This window comes from Caballeronia sp. LjRoot31 (genome assembly GCF_964253885.1).
In the GTDB taxonomy this organism is placed as follows: Bacteria; Pseudomonadota; Gammaproteobacteria; order Burkholderiales; family Burkholderiaceae; genus Caballeronia.
Map to the genome: position 1 here is coordinate 2,281,930 of NZ_CAXURX020000002.1, position 23,074 is coordinate 2,305,003.

At 57.5% G+C, this 23,074-nt stretch carries 9 protein-coding genes and 1 pseudogene; 5 read left to right on the top strand and 5 right to left on the bottom strand.

Going from position 1 to position 23,074, the window contains the following annotated elements; translation table 11 throughout:
* Positions 1-53: 53 nt before the first annotated feature.
* From ACSQ8V_RS28515 to ACSQ8V_RS28530, 4 genes and pseudogenes are all read right to left on the bottom strand, one after another.
* On the bottom strand, positions 54-224 hold the full coding sequence (locus tag ACSQ8V_RS28515; RefSeq protein WP_346730496.1) for a hypothetical protein: 171 nt from the start codon (positions 222-224) through the stop codon (positions 54-56).
* A gap of 581 nt (positions 225-805) precedes the next feature.
* A complete protein-coding gene (locus ACSQ8V_RS28520; RefSeq protein WP_436184864.1) occupies positions 806-1,300 on the bottom strand; it encodes a hypothetical protein in 495 nt (164 codons plus the stop codon).
* A gap of 972 nt (positions 1,301-2,272) precedes the next feature.
* Positions 2,273-13,831, bottom strand: a complete 11,559-nt coding sequence (locus ACSQ8V_RS28525; protein ID WP_436208025.1) for a hemagglutinin repeat-containing protein — start codon at positions 13,829-13,831, stop codon at positions 2,273-2,275.
* A 12-nt stretch (positions 13,832-13,843) separates the two neighbouring features.
* Positions 13,844-13,963 (bottom strand): annotated as a pseudogene (locus ACSQ8V_RS28530) (ESPR-type extended signal peptide-containing protein); the annotation flags it as partial.
* Between the two features lie 388 nt (positions 13,964-14,351).
* On the opposite strand from ACSQ8V_RS28530, the gene ACSQ8V_RS28535 reads away from it, so the two are divergent.
* From ACSQ8V_RS28535 to ACSQ8V_RS28550, 4 genes are all read left to right on the top strand, one after another.
* Positions 14,352-14,705 (top strand): hypothetical protein, encoded by a 354-nt coding sequence (locus tag ACSQ8V_RS28535; protein WP_436207927.1) that lies wholly within the window; start codon positions 14,352-14,354, stop codon positions 14,703-14,705.
* 195 nt (positions 14,706-14,900) lie between these two features.
* Entirely contained in the window at positions 14,901-15,956 is a 1,056-nt protein-coding gene (locus ACSQ8V_RS28540) for an esterase (protein WP_436207928.1), read from the top strand.
* Positions 15,957-16,665: 709 nt separating this feature from the next.
* On the top strand, positions 16,666-17,181 hold the full coding sequence (locus ACSQ8V_RS28545) for a hypothetical protein (RefSeq protein WP_436207929.1): 516 nt from the start codon (positions 16,666-16,668) through the stop codon (positions 17,179-17,181).
* Between the two features lie 596 nt (positions 17,182-17,777).
* Positions 17,778-19,082, top strand: a complete 1,305-nt coding sequence (locus tag ACSQ8V_RS28550; protein ID WP_436207930.1) for a hypothetical protein — start codon at positions 17,778-17,780, stop codon at positions 19,080-19,082.
* 112 nt (positions 19,083-19,194) lie between these two features.
* On the opposite strand, the gene ACSQ8V_RS28555 is transcribed toward ACSQ8V_RS28550, so the two are convergent.
* Entirely contained in the window at positions 19,195-20,358 is a 1,164-nt protein-coding gene (locus ACSQ8V_RS28555) for an HNH endonuclease (protein WP_436208026.1), read from the bottom strand.
* Between the two features lie 1,183 nt (positions 20,359-21,541).
* Here ACSQ8V_RS28555 and ACSQ8V_RS28560 point away from each other — a divergent pair.
* Complete coding sequence (locus ACSQ8V_RS28560; RefSeq protein WP_436207931.1) at positions 21,542-22,636, top strand: DUF4062 domain-containing protein; 1,095 nt, start codon at positions 21,542-21,544, stop codon at positions 22,634-22,636.
* The last annotated feature ends 438 nt before the right edge of the window (positions 22,637-23,074 follow it).

Consider the following 23,074-nt stretch of genomic DNA (forward strand, 5'->3'; position numbering starts at 1 on the left):
CGTGATCGGGCGATATACGTGTCGCGACATTGTTATGGGTTGTGTCTTTATGTTTATAGTTTTGGCGCGATGTGACCAGCGATCCATACCCATTGCGAACCGTCCCAATGCCAATAACCACCGACCCACGCGACGCCTGGCAAGTTAGGCGACATCTCTGCGATGGGGGATGGCTTTGGGGGTGCGTTTGGTGGAGCGGATTCGCATGCGGAGAGTAATGCCACGGTGACTGCGATCAAGATGTTTTTGTGGAGGCGAAATGTAAAAATATGTATTCCTAAGTCTTAAGTTTGGATTGGAAAACAAAACGGCGCAGAGGCGTTAGCGAAATCGCGCGCTCCACGCGGGAGTGTCTGAATTTTTTTGTTTCAAGCCAGCTACAGGGTCTGCCGTGTAGCACGGCCAGCGATCGTATTTTACAAGTTGCTTCTGGTAAAGCGATCCTCTACGAGGATCGCTTTACCACGCCGAACTCATAACGTTTGATTCCGGCCTGCTGCGAAGCGGGCCTTTAACGCCTTGCACGCAAAAATACTGACAGTCCCGGTGGATGCTGGTCCACCTAGTCCCAGTGACAGGCACCTTTTTCTGCATCTATTACAACGGGTTTATCTCTGACGAGAAAACGGACAATGCCTACGGCCCAGCGCCGCACACGGATATTCCAGACATCGACTCGCCATCTGAAAAATCGCTTTAACGACGGACCCATGACGAAGTCAGCAACGCGCGTGGTTCGTTGTCTTCATCACGGCTTGCTTCCAATACGTCTTATCCGACAGAAGATCGAAAGACATGGGTCATGTCAGAACTCATCGACGCCATCGTCTGCCGTTGACTCCTCCAGCTCGCGGCGAACTTTCCGCAGAAAGCGAATGTTCCGAACGCTCCAACCAAACATAGCAACCGTAAAGATCGCCATCACCGACGTAATAGCTGGCCGATCCCAAAGCCTGGGCGCCATCATGCAAAAGCCTAAGATGCTCCAGATACAAAGGAAAATTGGCCCACTCTCGGGTTCGCATACAATCTCACCGTCCTCATGGTTGCGCCAACCAATCAGCGTCTGCCAGTTGCCCGCTTCCGCGAGATAAGCGGTGATCGTCATTCCCGACACGACACGGGGCTTGCCTGGTGCAGCTACGGAGTACTCCTTGCGGTGTGCACTTTCGAACCCGAATAGAGTGACCTGCTTGCGGTTCTGCGACGTCTGCACGACGCCAAAGACACGATCTAGATGAACGGTTTCAAGCGGCATTCCGTTAGCGATTTCTGGTGTAATTAAGTAGTTGATTGACATACCGTGACCTCCGGCCGTCCACTTGCAGTCTGTCACCAATGGTAGTTTCCTCTTGCTCCGACTGGGAAACGCATAATTGAAACTGATCAAGGGGATCGCCAACCTTTGTCACGGTCAAGCCATAGCAAGTGTGCTTGCCGCGATTGATGTATTTTCCGATCACATCGTAGGTTGCAACGTACGAGACACCGATAACCTGATTCATTACGTTGGCAAAAGCCCCTGTCGCAAATGCGGCAAGGATGATTGCTGCGATTGCGCCTGTTATCCAGGACTCGGTGAGTCCAAATTGACGTTCCTCCGATGCATACCGTGGTTTGTACCAGGAGCCAATCAAGGCCCTTTGGAGGCGCCACGTGACGAAGATTGTGGTAGGTATCGTAACTGGAGCGACCCAACGCCAATAGTCGCGGCTTATCCGGACCGCCGGACCATCAAACGACGAACCCCAGGCGAGCGCAATTCCGACCACAAAAACCGATGAGAGGACGCCGTACGCGCTGCGACTGGTTGTTACGAACACTGATTCTTTTGATCCCATCACTTTCCTATGCTCGAGAGCTCATCGCGAGCGACGCACGATTAATGGATGCTTGCGTGTCGGTCATCGACTTGCTTCGGTCGCTGGCACGCAGGCGAAACAGGTGTTGCAGTTCGCTTTTGAGGCCGCCCTTCGTAGCTCTTCCGGGCCTTTTTAAGAACCGTTACATCTTCTAAGGTCTAGAACGCGGATATCTTTGTTGTAGCCCCAACCGAAGATGACGCCAATTATCAGGCAGACAAAGCCAACGATATTGATCACTAACTTCGTTTCCTCGGTGTGAGGCTGACGGACTACCAATATACAAGCGAGGACACCGGCCAACGCTGCATACGAGAATATGCGATATGCATGCTTCTCGAAGGAGGTCAAATTGTCATTGTTTGGTCGATCGCGCATTTTTGGTTCTCAAGCAAGGAGGCGTGAACAAATCATTTCTGACTCGGAATAACGTAGGGCTGTGCTACCGACGTTCCAAACGTAAAGAATGTCTGCACGCCGCGGCCTTGCGGAATAGCCAAGCCAGCAAACGTCGTAGCAATGTCATACAGAATTGACGACGAACTCGGTGGACTAAGTGCGTAGTTAGCGGATTTCAGCCCAGCAGCACCGACTAAGGCACCGACATCAAAGGGCGGAGGGAGCCAGATGGCAGCCACCCCCATCGCAGTAGAACCAAGGTCCGTTGCCGTCGCCAGTTGCCCTCTCGTTGGAGGATTGACTGTCGTATTGACCGTCGTATTCACAACGCCGCAATTCCCCCGTGGACAAACGCTCCCCGAGGATCCAGTCGAACCATGCTGTGGTCCGATCTGCGGCTGGGTGGGCGAAGCCGTGTAACCACTCACTACGCTCGGCACAGCGCCAGGTGCCGCTGACGCGTAGTTATTTACGATGTACGCCTGGAGCTGAGGATCAACCGCTTCGTTGGTCTGAGTCAGAATTGGCTTGCCGTCAGCGGTCAGGCCCGCGGACAACCAGCCTGCACCCACATCGGTTGGCTTCTGACCGATCAGCGTATCGGGCGCGCCGCTCTCGACCGTACCGTTGACCGTCGCGCCCATGATCCGCATCTGATCTTCAACCTGTGCCGCCGTATACTTGCCGCCGCTCTTCTGCGCTATCTGCTGCGCAAGCGTCTTTTCTTCGGGGTGAAGTTGCCGATTGTAGATTTCGTTGTTGGACGCCGACCCTGCGCCTGCTAACGCCCCTTGCGAGCCACCCGCCATCGCCCCCGCAGCCGCTCCACCCGCTGTCGCCACCACGTCGTTCAACGCATTCCGTGCTGCTTGCTGCGAACCCGGTGGTAATCCACTCACCGCCTGATCGATGATCGGTTTCACCAGCGCCGTCAGCGCATCGCCCGTGAGCGAGCCGCCAACTGCACCCGCAATATTGCCGCCTGAGATTGCCGTGCCGATGGCAGCAACCGCCGCATGCATCGCATCCCGGCCCGCTCCGCCTTCTCCAAACAGAGCAGGATTGGTTCGTTCCAGTTGGTCCGCCGCCTGGCCGACCGCATACGTCGCTGTCTTCCCAAACGCTTGCGCGAACGCCAGATCATTTTGCGTCTGCTGAAGGTTGAACGTGTTTTTCACGGTCTCATTGGCGTTCGTCGTGTCACGCGATAGCCCAGCCGTGCTATCCGTGCCGCTGGCTTCATCCGACTTCACCGTGATTGTGCCGGGGCTGATCGCCGCATACGTCGTGCCGTTCTCCTTATCACTCGTTTGCGCTGCCTGCGGTCCACCCATCGTCCCCGTGTTCAGCGTCACGCCCGTCGTCGATCCCGACGATTCAAACGTGTTGTCGACGTTACTGAAGCTGAAGCTGCCGGTTGTAAACGTGTTCTTTGTGGCATCTGCCGCACTCGCAATCTGCGCCCCATTCAACTGCGTATGCCCGGCCACATTGACATCAAACCCACCCTCACCCGCAACGATCCCCGTCTGCTGCCCCACCGCATCGAAGTTGCTATCGATCTTCGTATGGCTCGCCGACATGCTGCCCGCGAATCCTCCCGCACCGAACGTATAGCTCAACCCGCCACTCACACTACTCTGTCTATCAGCGTAGTTAGACGTGTCCTTTGCGCTTGTCATCGTCAAGTCGCGGCCTACATCAACACTCACCGCATTGCCTGACGCTAACGCGCCGTCAAGCGTCGTATCCCGCCCCGAGTGGATCGCGAGTGCATTACCTGCCGCCACCGTCGTGTTCTCCTGCGTCACGCTCTCGCCGTTGCCATGCCCGCTCGCCGCATAACCGCTGGCAAACACGCTGATCCCCGCACCGCCCTCAGAACTCACTCCAATCCCCACCCCGGCTTTCCACCCGTTCGAACCATTCGTGCTCGAATCGATTTGCGTACTCTGCGCACTTTTCATCGTCACATCGTTGTTCGCCCACATATCGACGTCCCTGCCCATCACGTTCGCACCGGTCATCGTGATATCGCCCGTTCCTGCCGCGCCGTTTTCTCCGGTCGCCGTAATACTCACGTTACCGTTGCCAACAATCGATGACCCACGCGCCGTCGAGATCGACGTGCTCGACGCCTGACTGTTCTGGCTCGATCCAATGCTCAACTGCAACTGAACACCCGATGCGTTCGCAACATTGCCGCCGCTCGCCAACGCGTCCGCCGTACCTGCAATCTGGCCACGATTCTGATACGCCGCTTCCGCTGCCGCCAGCCCTTGCACCGCAGCCAGGCGCGAATCGCCCGATTGCGTCCCCGACTTCACATCGGCGACCATGGTTTGAGCCGTATCCAACACTCCGCCGCCGATGCCCACCGTCAGCCCCGACTGCTTCGACCTTTGCGTCTGCGCATCCTGATACGTGTCGTACGCAGCATTCACCGTGACGTTCTGACCTTTGATCGCCACATCCTGACCCGCCACCACCTGGCTGCCCGTGAGCGTCACATCGTGACCGGCGGTGATCGAAACATCCCCTGCCGATGCCCCGATTGTGCTGCCATGGTTCGTCAAGCTCGATGATTGATCCGTCTGCGCCAACGATTGGCTACCAATCGTCACGCCCAAGCCGCCGCTACCCATCAAGCCTGACTTACTCGATTCGTACCCACTGCTTTGCGTGTCCGTGCTTTGCGACGTGGTGATATTCACATCGTGACCTGCTTGCAGCCCCACAGCGTCGGTACCAACCACAGCGCTTCCACGAACGTTGATGTCGTGACCCGCGCCAATCGCCACCGAGTCACCCGACACGAGCGAGCCCGTCGCGTTGTCGCCGGTAAACGTTCGTTGCGTATCCGTTGTTGACCGCGACAACAAGCTCTTTGACGACGAGTGCGATGTGTCGCTGAAGCTGGTCTTGTCGTGCGCTTCGACCACGTTCACATCGCCCGTCGCCCCCATCACCACCTGACTGTTTCCCGCGCCATTCGTGCCCGCAACAATCGACGAACCCTGAAGGGTCAGGTCTTTCGCCGGTGCACTTCCAGCACTCGGCAAGACCAGATTACCGTTCGCATCCGACTGCGCACCGGCCAGTACCGTGACATTGCCGCCCGCCGACAGCGAGCTGGCCGCATTCGTCTCGACGCTCGAATGCACCGTCTCCCAGGAGCGGCGAGATTCCGAGTGCCCATCGTTCGTGGTCGTGTTGGTCGCGCTCATAATGCTCACGTTCCCAGCTCCCGCGACCACCATGCTCCCCCCGGCGTTCAACTGACTGCCGGCTACATTGATATCGCCGCCGCTGACAACGCCAAGATTTCCACCCGCCGATATCGGGCTTCCCGCTGCCTGCGTCGAGACAGTGTGCTCAGTGTTTTTGCCCGCCTGCGTGCCAATGTCCGAGCCCGTGTCCACCGCCACAAGATTCACCGCATGTCCCGCCGACATCCCGATCCCCGCACCTGCCGTAATCTGCGCACCTTGAACCGTGATGTCATTGCCTGCGCTCATCAACGTCGTCCCGCTCGACTGAATCTGCGCCACTTGCCCAATCGACGTGTGGGACGAAACGCCGCTCGCTGACGTCGACCACTCCGTGTCCGTCACAGATCGATTGACGATGTCATGCCCCGCCTGCATCCCGACGTTACCGCCCGAGATCAAGCCACCGATGTTCTGGATATCGTTATTCGCCACCAATACCGTGTTCTGCGTGCTGCTGATCGCGCCACCGTTGTTCGTGATATTGGCGCCACTGATGCCAACCGAGTTGCCTGCGATCAACGCGCCGGTCGGCGAGAGCGTGGCGTCGTCCGTCCTGGCGAGATAGACCTGTGGCACGAGAACGGTTTGCCGGGTGCCATCGGGCATGGTCACCGTCTGGTTGACGAGCCATACGATGTCCTCAGTCAACGCAGCCATCTGCGCGTCCGTGAGCGCTACGCCCGGTTGCAGGCTGAACTGCTTTTGGACCGCCACACCGTTCAACATCAGTTGCTGATATTGCTGCTCGGCACTGGTGTCGCCAGGCAGATATTTGCGCCCTGTCAAACTCGTTACCTGATTCTGAACCAGTTGCGTCTCATAGAAACCATCGCCCAGGCGCTTTTGCGTCTGCTCGGGATTGATACCGAGCAGACTGAGCATGTAGTCACTGGAAATGAATGTGCCATAGCTCGTGAAACGTGGGTCGGTCTGCACCAAATAGCTCTGGCCCGGCGTATCGCTGACTTTATACAACCCACTCGTTGGCAGTACCGGACTCAACAGGGCGGCACGCGCACCATCGACGTTTCGTACCGCACCCGACACCGCCGCGGCAGCGCTCGCGCCACCCGTTGCGTTGATCGTGCCGGTGTTGGTCGTCACCGCACCCTGGGCACCATTGGCCGCGCTGCCTGCTGCACCGGCTGTGCCCGTCCCTCCAATCGAACCGCCCGCGCCAGCGGCACCGGCCGTGCCCACCGAACCCGATGCACCCGCCGTGGTGATTGTGTCACCTGTGCCCACCGCGCCTGCGAGCGTCACATTACCCAGGCCCAGTGCCTGCGCGCTGGCGCCAGCAACACCACCCGCCGCCGACACGCTGTTGTTCGTGATGTCGCCACCGTTGATCGACACGGTCTGATTGCTCGTGATCGTGCCGCCGGCAATGCCGGTGTTTTGGGTAATGGACGGATTGGTCCACGTGACCCACTGAACCGGCGCAGTCGGATCGGACGCCCATGGGCTGCTATAGCCCGAGCGATTAGAAAATGAATACGTCGTGCTGAGTTGCGTGCTGGTGTTGTTGATCGCTGCGTTGCTGCTGCCGTTCGTGCCATTGGCGACCTGCTGCTGGTTGACGTTCAGGTCCCCGCCCGCAGCCACCGTGCCGTTGTCGTTATTAAATTGGCTGCCAATAACCAGGTTCATCGCCGAGCCGGCGGTCATCAGCGCGGGTGCACCGCTCGCGGCAGACAACGTAGTCTCCGCGACGGTCTGCATCGCTTGCCGCTCGACTTCTGTCGGATACGAACCCGGACCACTGCCCGCGCGGCGCTGCTCGGTCGACTTGATGATCTGCGTAGTCGGGTCCGTGTAACCCGGATATGTTTCAAGCCTCACGCAGGAGGTCGTGCAGTCTCCGTATTGATTCGAATAGGAAATGGTACCGATCTGGTTGGAGACCGTATCAAGGCCGTGATCTGGAAACGCGGTGCTTGCGCCGGTCTGGTCCGGGTTCGACTGGCCGGTGGTCTGGCTGTAGACGTACAAGACAACCTGTCCCGCGGACACGTCCACTCGCGACTGCTGCCCGTATTGGATGTTGCCGCCGCCGTTGGGTTGACCGTAAGTCAGACCACTCTGCTGCCACTGAAATACCGATGCGTTCGCGGGCAAGTTGACGACCACACGCTGCACGATATAACCATCGGGTGTCACAACGGGCGTTGAAGACACAATATCCGACGGACTCACGTAATACGCGGTTTGAATAATCGTGTTCGCATCCTGGAACGGGGCGGTGTTACCGGGCTGCCCCGGGTGCCACCACGGCAGCTCGTTCATCACATATGTTTGGGTGCTTGTCGTGGTCGTTGTCTGGATATTCTGGCGGACGTTATTGATCTGGTTCGCAGCCGCATTCAGATTGGCGCCGGCTTCAATCGTCGATGACAAGTTATTGATGGTCCCGGTCTGATTGATCAGGGTTCCGTTCGCATCGGTGCCGCTGTTCGCGGCCACGTTGACGTCGCCGAGACTATAGATGGTGGCGCCGTTCTGATTGTTGACGGTACCCGGCACCCATAGGTTGACCTGGTCAGTGCCCGCGATAATCGCCGCAGCGCCATCGTTGGTCAGCGTGTTCGCGTTCGCAGTAATCGTACCGCCGATAATCGTCGCTGAGTTCTCGAGCGTGTTGCTGATCGTGGTGACGGTATTGCCTTCAATACGCCCGGCGTTGTTGATGTCGCCCGCGCCATTGCCGGCGATCAACGTCGTTTGGCCTGTCGTGGTATCGCCTGCCGTGCCCGACACAATGTCTGCGCCAGCCGTGTTCACGATATTCGCCGCGTTCACGGTCACGCCGCCCGCTGCGGACAATGTCTGCTCGTTCGTGAGCGTGCCGGTTGTGGACAACGTGAGGTCGTGGTTCGCCGTGATCAGGTTGCCGGCGTTGTACGTATAGTCGCCTTGCAGCGAAACAGTTGCGTCATGGCCGCCGACGATCTTGCCATCGCCGGTAAGCGTGTTGGCAGTTATCGCCAGGTCACCACCGCTTCCCACCGAGCCGCCGTCATTCTGCAGCGCTCCCGTGGAAATCGTAACGGTTCCGGTGCCACCCAATGGATTCGCAATTTGCCCGTTCGTGTTGTTCAGGCTAGCCGTCGTCAGCGCAACGTTGCCGCCGCTTACCGTTCCGCCAACGTTAGAAAACACAGCGCTCGGCTCGTTGAGCGTCAACGTGCCGCCAGAAACAAGTTGGCCACCGTCGTTGACAACATTGCCCGGCATGGTCAACGTCAATGCCCCGCCCGCCGCCGTCTGAGCGCCTTGGGTGTTACTGAAATTTGCACCCGAGATGGCGACATCACCGTTTCCACCGATCATGGCCGCCGAGCCAGCGTTTGTGATCGCGCCCGTCGCGTTCACGCTCGTCTGGGCCGTTCCTGTATTAGTTAGGATACCGTCCGTGTTATCGATCGAACTGCCTGCGAGTGTCAGTGCACTGGTTACCCCAAGGCTTTCGATTTTTCCAGCTACATTCGACACCGCGCCCGCCGCCGCGACGGCAAGATTGCCTTGGGTCGCAATCGTGCCGCCATCATTAACCAAAGACGATTGTGAAGCGATGCCGACGTTGCCAAGGGCGGCTATCGTGCCTGACGTGTTGTCGATTGCAGCCGCGTTCACCGATACGTCCGCAGCACCACCAATCGTGCCGGCACGGTTCGACAATGCCTCCGCTGCAACCACCGCGACAGCGCCACTGCCAAGTCCGTGGACAGTGCCGCTGTCGTTATCGATCGATTGCGCGCTTACCGTTGCAGCGCCCGTTGCCGCCTCGATCGTCCCGCCTGTGTTAGTGACTGCGCCCTGACCCGCAGACACCGCAACCGACGATCCGCCCATGTATCCGCCCACGCCACCAAGCGCGCTGTTATCGACACCGGTCTGCCCCGTCAACGACTGCGTGCCAAGCGCCGATATCTGGCCGCCACGGTTCGATACAGAACTCGCGTTGACTGTCGACGTGCCGTTGGTGCCGAGCACACCGCTGTCGTTATCGAACGCACCGGTTGCTACGTTGAGACTGCCCGACCCCGCGTGCGTGATCGATCCGTTCACGTTGATCAGCGTCTGCGGCGTCATCGACAAATCTGTCGCCGCGATTTGTATCGAGCCCGCAGTGTTATCGAGCGTGTTCGCGACATCAAGCGTGGCCGTGCCGCCCGATCCTGTCTGCGCGATCTTGCCACCGGCGTTGGTCAGGTTGTTCGCATGAAGGCTCGCCGATGCAGCGTTGACCCAGCCATCGGTGTTATCGAGCTCGTCAGCGGTGATCGTCACGGCACCGGCAGCCGTGGACGTTCCCGACTGAATGGTGCCGCCCGCGTTTGTCAATTGCGTGCCGCCCTGCACCGTCAGTGTCCCCACCGATGCCAGCGTCCCGCCGTTGTTATTCACTGCCGTACCAGTAACGTCAAGCGTGCGCTGAGCGCTTATCGTCCCGCTGTTGGTAATAGTGGTTGCGCTTAGCGATGCAGCGCCGTTGCCAGAGATCGATCCTGCGTTGGACAAAGCGCCGGTTTTAATATCGAGCGTGCCGGTGCCCGCGTGGGCGATGGTCCCTTGAGCGCCGTTAGTCAGCGAGCCGGACGAGATCGTAAAATCCTGGCCGTTGCTTTGAAGCGTTCCCGCCGAGTTGTCCAGCGAGCCCGCAACCGAAACGGTGGTGTTACCCGTCCCGCTTTGACTCACGACTCCGGCGTTATTGATGAGATTGCGCGCCTGAACCTGAACTGACTTACCCGATGCTGTACCACCCGAGTTATCGAACGTGTTGACCACCGCGATGCCCAGATCGGTTGCAGCGCTTAGCGTTCCGCTATTCGTGAGTGACCCGGCCATGATCGATGCAGCGCCGTTGCTGCCGATCACCCCGCGCGATCCATCGGCTGCGGCGGCATTGCTCAACTGCCCAGCAACGTTGAGCGTCATCGCACCCGTGCCCAGCGAAACAATGCGTCCCTGGGCGTTATCCAGCGATCCGGCGGACACGCCGAGCGGACCACTCGCATCAATCTCCCCGCCGATGTTCGACATCGCACCGGGTGTCGAAATGGAGAGCCCGCCCTGACTGATGATTGCGCCGCGATCGTTAGTCAGCGAAGACTGCGACGCAACGTTTAGCTGACCAAGGGCTGTTATCGTTCCTGCTGTACTGTCGATCCGAGCAGCGCTGACCGATACGTCGCCGTTACCGCCGATCATGCCACTGCGATTCGAGACGGCGCCGCTCGTGGTCACCGTGACGGCGCCCTCGCCCAGCGCGTGGACGGTGCCGCTGTTGTTATCGAGTATCTGTGCGTTGAGCGTTGCCGGACCCGTCGCTGCTTCGATCATTCCCCCAGTGTTCGTCACGCTCCCTTGCTGCGCCGACACGGCAACGCTTGCGCCACCGATGTAGCCGCCCACACCCGCTAAGGCGCTGTTATCGACGCCTGTCGTAGCCGTTATCGATTGCGCGCCAACGGCCGAGATCTGACCTCCACGGTTCGACACCGATGACGCGCTGATCGTCGATGCGCCGTTCGTGCCAAGCACACCGCCGTCGTTGTCCAGCGCGCCGGTCTGCACGCCAAGCGTGCCGTTACCAGCGTGTGCAATAGTCCCGTTAACATTGGTCAGCGTCTGCGGTGTCAGCGTGAGATCGACCGCTGCGACCTGTATCGACCCGGAATTGTTATCGAGCGTGTTCGACACATCAAACGTGGCCGTGCCGTTTGTCGCTGACTGCGTGATCTTGCCGCCGAGGTTCGTCAGGTTGACTGCGTGAATGCTCGCGGAACCTGCATTGATCACGCCCTGACTGTTATCCAGGTTGCCGGCAGTGATCGCTACCGTGGCCGGCGTAGAGGAAGTCCCCGAGCGTATCGTGCCGAGTGCGTTGGTGAGCTGAGTTTTGCTCTGCAACGTCAAGTCGCCGACGGATGCGAGCGAACCACCATTGTTATTTATCGATACCGCCGTCACGCCGAGTGTGCGCTGAGCGCTCACTGTGCCGCTATTGGCAAGCGTCGTCGCGTTAACCACGGCATCGCCATTGGTCGTGATAGCCCCGGCGTTTGACAATGCGCCGGTTCGGATATCGAGTGTTCCGGTTCCGCTGTGCGCGATCAACCCTTGACCGCCATTGGTCAGGAACCCTGACGATATAGTCAGATCACGCCCATTGGTTTCGAGCGTCCCTCCCGAGTTGTTTAACGAGCCTGCGACTGAAACCGTGGTGTTATCCGTTCCGCTTTGACTGATGACGCCGGCTTGATTGACGAGGTCATGTGCCTGAACCTGAACGGTCTGTCCGGACGCGATGCCCTTCGAGTTATCGAACGTATTGGCGACGTTGATACCCAAGGTGGTTGCCGCGTTGAGCGTTCCGTTATTCGTCAACGACCCTGCGGAAATGGCGGTCGCTCCATTGCTGCCGATCAGGCCATTCGATCCGTCCGCGGCCGGCGCGTTGATCAACTGCCCGCTGACGCTCACCGTCAAGCCATCGGCGCCCAGCGCTGCGATGCGGCCCTGCGTGTTATCCAGCGATGCAGCGGATACGTTGAGCGCGCCACCCGCATCGACGCTTCCGCCGACGTTTGAAACCGCACCTATAGATGCAACGGTCACGACGTTCACAGCAGAGAGTGCTCCGTCTTGATTACTGATTCCCGATGCCTTCACCAACAGCGCGCCATTCGATGCGACCACGCCGCCCTGATTGTTCAACGCACCGGTCGTCACGGTCAGCTTGCCGGACCCCGCGAGTTGCACCTTGCCACCGGCGTTTGCTATAGAGCCAGCCTGCAGCGCGAGGTCGGCCGCGTTGGTGGTCAAGGTGCCACCCGAGTTGTCGAATTCGCCCGTGATTTGAATCGATGTATCAGCGGTACCGGTCTGGTTGATCAGGCCGCCTCTGTTAGTGAGGCCTGCCGCGTTGATGTTGATCTGGGCGGCATTGATTTGCGCGAGCTCGTTTGCGCTTTGCGCGTCGTTGCGGACCGTGCCTGAAGGCGCATTGATGTCGATTCTCTGACCTGCGTTCGTGTTGGCGCCCGTCAGATTCACGTCGCCGTTCTGAGCCAGCAGCGACAGGTTGCCGTTCGCCGTGGTCGTCGACCCCGAGAGATCAAGCGATGCGCCCTGCAGCGTCGCGTTGCCTCCCGCGAAGTTCCGGCCGTTCGCAGCAAGCGCATTGCTCGCGACGACGATCAGGTCGCCGGACTGGCCCACGTTGCCCGATGTATCCACCCCGGCAGCCAGGCTGCCCGTGGATGAAACGTTCCTGCCGTTGACCACGACCTGGGCCTGTCCCGCGATCGTGCCGCTGTTCGACACATCGCCCGGTGAGTTGACGGTCGCCGACTGAAGTCCGTAGATCGAGCCGCTGTTCTCTACGCCGCCAGCCGCCGATAGATTCAAATTGCCCGACGCGTTCGTGTTGCCCGTGACGACGAGCTTGCCTTGGCTTGAGAGCGTCAGGTCACCCGACTGCGCGGCGATGGTGCCCGCATCATTGACACCGACGCCGCGCTCGGTCCCGACCAGCCAGATATGCTGAGCGTACATGCCACCCAGTTGGCTCACATCGACGCTGACCGAAGGCGCCGTCCCGGTGCCTGCGATGGGGGTTGCTGCCAACGTCGAATGATCGACCTGATTGGCGCCGGTGATCACGTTCAATGAGTTCGCGTACACGCCGGCGTTCACCGACACAGCACGCGCGATGACATCGACCTGATCCAGATTCGATGCGTTCAAACCGGCGCCCGTGAGCGAGACGGTGCCGCTCGTGACGCGGAACGCATCGAGACTCCCGCTCGGTCCAATGACAGGCATGCCGGTGGTGAGAATGCCCCGGCTGGTATTGATAAAGCCGCACCCCGAGCATGTGATGCCTGCGGAGTTTGCAATCACGACTTCGGCCTTGCGTCCTGCGACTTCAATCTGCCCCGCGAGCATGGACGGGAGATTGCCGGTCACCTGATTCAGGATGATCTTGGCTGGTGATGTGAGGTTTGCGTTGCCGGGAATCCAGCCCGCGAGTTGGCTCTGAACGGAGGTCGGTGAATTGTTTAATACCGCTCCGGCACGGCCGACGGAGAATTGATCGTACTGGTTGTTCGATACACCCGCAGCCGATGGGCGCGAGATCTGGACGAGTGGAATGCCTGAGGGCGTAGTCGCGACAGTCGGTTTCTGTGCTCCTGCGTTTGGATTCGGAACGATCTGCGCGGCGACCCATACGGGCGTCAAGCCAAAGACGCAGAGGGCGCCGAATGCTGCCACTCTGAGTTGCCACACGAGGGGCAGCGGGCGGGACGATGTAGCGCCAGAATTTCCGCTGCTTGAACACCTTCCAGATACCGTCTCCGCGACCGCAACTAATGCGCCTTGAACACGGCTGAAAACAACACGGAAACAGTTCTTATTCATTTCATTACACGCGTGGCAATCCTAACGGCCGGCGAGTGTAATGGTTACGTTTATGAAAATTGATACAAAGTGTCAAGGTAAGCTAATTATTGTTGTCGTGTTGGATTTACATGTTTTTTCCGACGACGCGGTTATCTCGTTGACCCGGTCTTTTCAGAATATTCTGAATTTGGCGCATTTGTCTGCATCGTCGGATAGTGCAGATTGGGACACGCGATAAGAACATTTGGCAAGTTTTTGATCGTTCACTTTGTTCAGTACGGGCTTGGTCGAGGATGTGCTCCCGCACGCTCACATTCAATGGAAATCCGAATCGCGAAAGGGGTACCTGTCTACGTTGTGTGACAATCAAGTTCTCACCCTATAAATTACAGCACGGCGGAAGCTCATGAACACCAACAAGAAAGTGACGTATCTGGTCAGCATCTTTATCGGTACTCCGACGCAGCAGCACGCGCAGATCAAAGACATCGCGGCGCAAGTGTCAAGTGACGACTATGAGTTCTTGCATCTGCATCAAATGGGCGCGTTCCTGGTGCTGAACACGGATCGCAACGCCAAGGAACTGGCGGGTTCGTTTTCGCGTGCTACGGCGGCGGATGATCGGGTATTCATCTGCGAAATGGGCCAGGACTGGCACGCGCTTGGGTTGAACAAAGCGATGTTCTGGTTGCAGAACCATCTGGCGACCAAGACGCAGACGCCAGCGACGAAGAAAGGGAATCCGTTTGGGGATGCGTGATTGGATGTGAGATGAGCTTTTGGGCGATTCTTGACCGAGGTTGCGATTGACGGTGGTTGCGCGCGCGGCAATAGTACGGACTTTCCGTCGAACGCCCGCCCGTCGGCTATAGCAGTCATTCCGCGCCGGAAATCAATGCTCGTCGAGCGTCGGTACCAAACACTATACAAATGAAGAACTACTAGAGACAAACTAATGACCGGCATGATTTCCAAAGCGCTTCAAATAGGCGTCATCACACTGACCTTTGCATTAGCGGCATGCGCGCCGCCACTCGGCAATCGCAACGCCGCCATGTCCGGTCCTTTCACCATCGCGCAACAGGGCAGCTTTTTCGTTGGCGGCCACGACATTCACTCTGACATGCTCTCCACGGTTCCCAAATACGCGGCATCGGGAACCGTCACGGTCGACCAGATGTATGTCCACTACCAGATTCCTGTCAGGGCGAATCCCATTTCTCTTACGCTGATCCATGGCTGCTGTTTGACCGGGATGACATGGGAAACTACGCCAGACGGTCGCATGGGATGGGATGAGTATTTCGTGCGTCGAGGGTATTCCACTTACATCATCGACCAGTCTGGGCGCGGACGCTCGGCGACGGACATCAGCGTGATAAACAGCGTGAAAGCAGGCAAGACGCCTCCGTCGCAGTTGCCCGCCGTATTTGCTGCGAGCCATGAGTCAGCATGGACCATCTTCCGGTTTGGCCCCGAGTATCCGAAGACCTTCCCAGGCGAGCAGTTTCCTATTGAAGCGCAAGCTGCGCTTTGGCAGCAAATGGTCCCCGACTGGAGCGCGTCGCTGCCTACGCCTAATCCAAGCGTGCCCGCACTTTCGCAACTCGCGATAAAGCTGCGCAGCACCGTACTCATCAGCCATTCTCAAGCGGGAATTTATCCATTCCAGGCAGCGACAATCGATACGCAAGGCATTGCCGGCATAGTCGCGATCGAGCCTGCCGAATGCCCATCGGCAAGCGGTGACCTTGTGCCGTATACGAAGATGCCAATCCTTGTTCTGTTCGGTGACAACGTCGATCAGTCCACTCGCTGGGCGCCGCGACTGAAAGCGTGCCGAGCATTCGTTGCAGCGGCCAATGATGCGGGCGGCAAGGCACAGTTGGTCCTTCTGCCCGACGAGGGTATCCACGGCAATACGCACATGATGATGCAGGATAGAAATAATCTCGACGTCGCAGACTGGATCCTGAGATGGATCGATACGCATGTTCGCGTGGCGTCGTAATGATGTATGTCAGCGCGACTGCGATACGTAACGGAGTGCCAGTGGCGACCGATAGAGAATGAAGGCCACGCCTTCGAAATGCCGCCGCCGAACCTCTAATTTCGTGCTCAGGTACGGCAAGGCAGGAAGCAAGATAGAGCCGACTGCATTGCGTGCATTGCCATACGGTGCAGCGGTTATATGGGAAAAAACGCGGTGTGATGGGCGCCTCCGGGGACCAATAGTCAACATTGCCGGCAGGTACTCCGATAGCTAGGCTCGGGATCATCATCCACAACGAGCGTGCCGATCCCCTCAAGACGCCGTTCGTCGAGAGAAATCGGCTGTGAGTTCCAGCCGTCAAGCGGCGTCTGAGTGCAATTGCATGGCCCTGCGGCGAGCGATTCTGCGCGCAACGCGATCTTAGTGAGAGTGAAGCATCGAGGTGATTCGGTGTTGTGGGCATAGAATGCCTGATTTTTTCGATGGGCCTGCAAACCAGAGGGCGGGGGCGGCTGATCGACCAGAGCCGCCCTTCTAAGCATCACACATCCTTTCGACCATGAACGGGCCACTTTCGAGAAATCGCAGCGCGTATGGTCGAATCATTGTGAACCTATAGCATTTTGCCCGCCGGGGTACCGTTCATCATTTAGCCGAGGATCTCCCCCAATCAAACATTCCGTCGGCTACCGTATAGTGCGGTCAACAAATTCTAATCATGCGCGCTATGAACGATCAACACGAATCCGATCATGTACGTGATGTCTACGCACATTTTGGCTTAGCAATTTATCTCGCTCAGTGTCTGGAACAATCGATCTTTCAGCATTTGCTGTTTTTTGACCATTTTCCGAAAGCAGTCGCCGAGTTCAAGTCCAAAGATGCTTGGATCGACGCCTTTGATGCTTTTGAAGCGCGAGAGCTAGGCCATACAATGGGTAAGCTGATACGCCGAATTAAGGACGTAGGAAAACCCACCGAAGTCATTCAGGCCTTGCTTTCGGGCGCGCTTGAGCAGCGGAATTGGCTAGCGCACAGATACTTCTCTGATCGTGCAGTTTCGTTCACGCAGGAATCAGGACGTGACGCAATGATTGCTGAGCTTGGGGTCATACAAACTTTGTTCCGTGACACTGCGCGCGAAATTGACGCTCTTACGATGCCTACCGCCAAAAAGTACGGTCTCACAGACGAAGCTTTGGAAAAGGTAATGGCGGAAATCGGTCGAGAACAAGATACCTAAAATTGGCACCCTCCATCAACGTGCCCCATCATCTTCAGCAGCGCTTAAGGCGCGCTTACGCACCGGAGGGTTGCACAGGGTGTCAAGCCGCTCATCTTCGGCCTTTCCGGTCATTCGACGTCCGCTCGTTGAACGACCGCTCAGCGGCGGCAGAAAGCGGACAACGATTTCAAACGGACGCCTCAGTCGGTTCTGACATCGTCACCCAGCTTTTTTATGCTGGGACGCTCCTGCATACTTGCGTACCAAGCCTGAAGAGCCACGCCGCGCAATTTCGCTGACAAGACTTGCTGCGGCTTCTGTCTCGACCCTGCCTGGAGGAACTCGGACAACCCGTACGCTCTTTGGGCTGACTACCCTTGGATAGCCGCCTTGCTGGAGTATGCGAGGGTAGCCTTGGCTGCTGCGTAAGCAATGGTGGCTTCCGTAATGGCAAACCCCCGCCGGATCGACCTCATATGGATAATGACGCTCGATGCCTGTTTGATCACAGAGGGCAGCAACGCTCAGTCGAGATGCACCTCGGAAAGGACGCTCAGGGCCACCGTGGCGCAGGCTCGACCGGGCCGGCAATCTTAGAAGGAATCGAATAACAAATGGACAAAGTGTCATCCGAGAAACATGCCAAGTTTCTTGATATCGGGGGAAAACAGGAATCAAATGATGCGAACGCGGATTCCGCCAGGACGAGCGAGACAGCTTCGATCGGCGCGGAAACCGGTGCCGCTGAGATTGACCAACCGCTCGCAGCTCGCCGGCTTCTTGGCTGGTACAAGGAATCGATCGCACTGGCGAAAGACACGCTCGATGTCGTCTGGAAGTTTGTTCCGATCTGTCTATTTTTTCCCGCCGCGATGTTATGGAACTACCTCCACAAGATTGGCTGGGACAACCTCTTCTCGGACGCTGTCGTGACCGTGCCTGGTTTCATTGTCATGATCGTCTCGTCGTGCGTGCTTTTGTTGGGAATTTTCCTCCAGTTTTGCGTTCCGTCGATTCTGACTGGACCGGCCGCAACCCTTTTCAAAGAAAAGCCAGGCCATGTAAAGAAGGTTGCGGTGCTACATCTCTTGCCGTCGGTGGTCTGGTTCACGGCGATCGCCGTCCTTGCCCTGGCCCTCGACCTCAATTCCGGAATCGTGACCGTGGGATCGCTTGCGTTGACGGCCGCAACTGCAATCGCATGCGTGATCGCCTTCCGAGGAAAACTTCTGCCCATCCGTGATAAAGGCAAGGATGCTGCGCTGCCAACTTGGGGTGCTGTTCTGTTGCTGGCCCTGTGCCCCACGTTGGCTGCGATGGCGACTTCTGCTCCGTTGCTGCTATGTTTGAGCCTCATTAGCGGGTCCAAGTTATCAGCTTGGCTGTCGGTCCTTATTTTCCTGGCGTGTGGGTGCGTAAGTATGCTCGGAATGGCACCAGGACTTGCGTATCTGCTGGCGAAGGTCGCAGGCAAGTCAACACATCGAGCCTGGCGTGCAACGGGTCTCATGTGCCTGCTTGTCGGCTATGTCGTGCTGAGTGTGACTTTGTACTTCGCTCCCGTGTCGACCGTAATTCTCCGGATTGCTGGCGTCATTGACCAACGGCCGCGAGTCTATCAGGTGTTAAAGCCTGATTTGGTGCCGGCGATGCGAGCGGTTGGCATCTATGTTGCCCCTGTCAAGCGGTCCGCGTATAACGGCGAGCAAACGACGTATTTCATCGGTGCCTTTAGCAGATTCAGTTTCAACAATGTCGAGCTATTGTGCAGCCATCCATTTAGCCTTGAAGACGCCGACGCTTCGACGTGGGCCAACGCGAATGTTGAGGAGACCAGGCGGCGTAGTTTGGTGGGTGGTGACTTTTGTGTGAAGGTGCACAGCGACGAACTTAGGCCGCTGCGGCGCAATCGGCCGTAGGAAAGCTCGTTGTTTTGAGCGATTGGAGGCCGGAGCAGCGTGTCGAAATTCGATTTTCGCACCGAGTCAGCTTGCCGATCGTAGGAGACGGCAAGCCGCGAGCGGATTGCCCCTATGCGCCTAGCGTCTTGAGGTATTGGAGATAGAGGCCCAGCTTAGGTTTAATCTCAGCCAGTGCGGGATGGAAATATCGGCCGCCTTTGAACGCTATATATTCGTGCAGCGGCAGCTCCATTCCGCGTTGAAGTTGCCGATAGAGTACGATCACGCGCCCCACACCTAGAGAGGCGAAGTCTGCCGCCGACAGGTTCTCACTGCTCGCGCATTTGATAGCCCAGTTCATCGTGGCGCCGATATTTAAATTGAGGGTTACGCCTTCGGGCCCTGGCGCCACTGTGACCGTAACTGAACCCGGGCCTCCGACAATTCTCTGAAAATGCTCGTCCGGACGCTCGTCAAGATGACTCGATCCCTGGATTTCAGGGATTTCCTCATCCGGCTTGTGATTTAACCCCTTGTATAGCTCCGTTGCATACGAGGTCCGCAACGCACGGTCGCCGAACAGGCAATAGGCCATGCCAATCGCGAGCTTTGACATAAAGCGAATGTCGTACTTCATGTAGATCGAAAGACGGTTGTGCCGTTGCTGATTGGTCGTACAGTTATCCAGAAAAAACTCCGTGCGGAGTCTATCGAGGCCGTCAGGCTCGGAAAATCCAACATCCTTCGGATCCAGTCCACTTACGGCGGTGCAGGTAACCTTCCTCACCCGCTTGCCCTGGAATGAATCGCGAAACGCGCGCAATGTCAAGAGTGGGTCTTTGTCCGTGCGTTCCCCGAACAGGAAATACGCGCGGGTACGGACATCCTTTGCCGTACGTGGATTGCCGCCAGAGTACCAGTACATGCGCTCATCGTGCCGACGAATCCAGTAGACCTGCTCGCCGAGCGGTCCCAGCCACGACTCGCAAATCTCGTCTGAACGCATCTCTGGCGGTGCAAGGTCTGACCTGCCCATGCAAACTAAAGGCAGACCTACATTGCTATCTGGGTCGTATGACTCAAACGCAAGCTCACGCAACCTGTGTGAAACGAAGTGATCCTTCTCGAACCCGGCATCGACGAAAAGTCCCAGATTGTTATTGCAGAACTCGCAGACATCGCGAGTTTTGAACCGGTCTGGCGCGTACGCGCCTCCTAGAAACTGAGGGATGACGTGCTCGAGCGTGAACTTCGACAGCGGCTTCATACGGCGGCAGTAGATACAGAGTTTCATCTGGGCGGAAGAAGGGACGACAGGCCGGACGAGCGAGGAACTTCGAAGCGTGCCCAATTATACTGCTGCAGCGACGTCCATGGCCAAGCGAGATATAGGTCTCGGTCGCTGCGGAGTCGGCAGGGCCACAAGAGGCCTATGCCGGCTTACGGCTGGCAGCCATGACAGCGTACGCGCTGCGTTCAGTATAGATGCTTGCGAGTTTCGGTTGGTCCAGCTCGGTCAATTCGCCGAAATCCGGCGCATCGGCCATGAGCTCTAGCAGTCGCTCCTTGGGCGTTTGCCTGTAGCGTTCAAAGAAGAAATCGTACAGCTATAACGGCGTTTTCTCTATCGTGCTTCGTTGAGTGAGCCCGCCGAAAAAGGTACCTGGATGTCGCGGCCACACTGCCATTTCTTGGTCAGAGAGTGGGCAGATGCAAAGCCGTCTGGGAAAGCCGCTCGATTTGCCGGGACGGTCCGACTAACGCGGCTTACATGCTCGGCATAATCGCGGAGTTGATCGCGACGGCGACGGTAATCGACGCGGACGTCAAACGGTCAATCAAGCCCCTGAGGTGCAGCCGGGTGCCGAGTGGGTGCTTTTTTTTGAAGGACCTCGCGAATCCAGCCTTAATTCGGAGCCCTCGGAACGTCGCTTCCACGAAACATGATGATCGAGAGAAAAGCGGAAATTATGTCAAGCATGCTCGGACATGGGACGCCGTGGAGCCCACTCGATAGCCTGGCTGTCTGCAGCGGACAACGAGTTCTTTCCATAATCACGAACTTTGCATAATCGGCCAGTGCAGCCGTTGGCGAGCTCGTCCCAGTCTTCGCAAATGTCAGCTTCAGGGGCCTTAGCTGAACTGGCGCTATCGGCCAATGGAGACAGTCATAGTGACCTACGCTCTTAAGCTTCATTCCGGCCGGGATAGCGATGAAGCGTCTATCGGCGAACGCAACCCCGGTGCATCGAGTGCATATAGATACGCTAGGCTGCCTGGGCGATGCCTGCACGGTGCCGGTAATGTAGTCACCCGCGATGAAACCACTATGCTGGCGAGCGGCTGTTGGGGCTATGTACAACGTGAGGCCCCTAACATATCCTTCTGGCGGACCTGTTACTTATGCTCCTGAAACATCCGCGTTAAGGCTCTGAATTTCGACCATCTTTAGGTCGCGTTACTACCCCTGGATCATCATGTCGGCCAAGAAAAAACTTCAAGTATTTGTCTCATCCACCTACAAGGACCTTATGGTGGAACGGCAGGCTGCAGTTGAAGCCATCCTCAAAGCAGGACACATACCCGCCGGCATGGAACTCTTCTCGGCCGGAAGTGAATCACAACTACAAACCATTCGTCGCTGGATAGACGAGTCCGACGTCTATATGTTAATTCTCGGAGGTCGCTACGGCTCCGTAGATCCGAAAACATCCCTCAGCTACACCGAGCTTGAGTATGACTACGCTGTGTCTCAGGACAAGCCCGTTTTCGCAGTGGCGATCACTGAGGCTGCTCTTGACGCGAAAATCCGCGCTGAAGGAAAGGACGTGGTGGAGACAGACAACCCGAAGGAACTTAAGTTGTTCCGGGAGAAGGTGCTCACTCGAATCTCATCCTTCTTCTCGGATCCGAAAGACATCAAGCTCGCAGCCCACGAAACGCTCGCGGACATACAGGCACGATATGCGTTGGCCGGCTGGGTTTCGGCGAGCGACCTGCCCGATGTTTCATCAATGCTTGAGGAAATGAAGAGGCTAAGGGCAGAGCGTGACGAGGCAGCATCACAGTTGGCACAGTTGAAGGCAAAGACCGAAAAACAAGCGGCCCGACCGTCATCTCGCTGGTCAGACGATGAGTTCAAAGAGCTAGGCTCGCTTCTCAACAAACTGGAGATCAACACCAAGGTCTTTAATGAAATGGAGACGGATCCGCCCTTGAAGCTAAATGTACTGAAAATTCTTGACGTCATGCGAGACAACCTAATTACTGGTGTGACAAATCGGGCCAACGTCAGCGATCATGAGAGTCTTCTCTTTCATAACATTTGTCCAAAGCTCGAAATGCATGAACTTGCCGCTGTCGAGAAGGTATCCGGCATGGCTTGGCAACGGTATCGCCTGACGGCCAAGGGAAAGGCGTTATTGATCTACCTGGACAAGCGCAAGCATGCGGTGGCCCAGATTTCGGATAAGCAGTCGTCAGTACCCGACTGCCCGCCCCCAATAAAGGCCGATACAGCCCCTCATAGCTCGACACCTACGCGTCGCCTGCGCAAAAAAGCGGAGGTCTAACACTTCGCACTAGCGGACTGCCGCCGAGCCCACGCGTAGGGTATCGTCACAAATGCTAGGATCGCTATTATCGTCGTAGCGTTTATCGCACTAGTGTCAGCGTTGAACGGCGGTCCTCTGTAAGCCCAAAGGACCGCTCAGGATCAGCAGGCTCATTCGAGTTTCTCGAAAGCCGACGTTCGCAGCGAGGGGTGAACGGCAATTCCGGGCGGCAAGTGCACACCAAGCCACAGCGACGACTCGCTCTAGACCCGCGACGAACATCGGCAAGCGATTGACCGCTGCCGAACGCAGAGATTGCCCAGCGTCTTGTCCGATTCCACTGCGCCCAAGCGTGTCTGTCCACCGAACATCGTTCGGCAACACCAACCTCAACGTACTCCGCACCCTCACATCATCGAACCGCATTCGTTTCTGCAGTCCCACTGACTCGCCAGC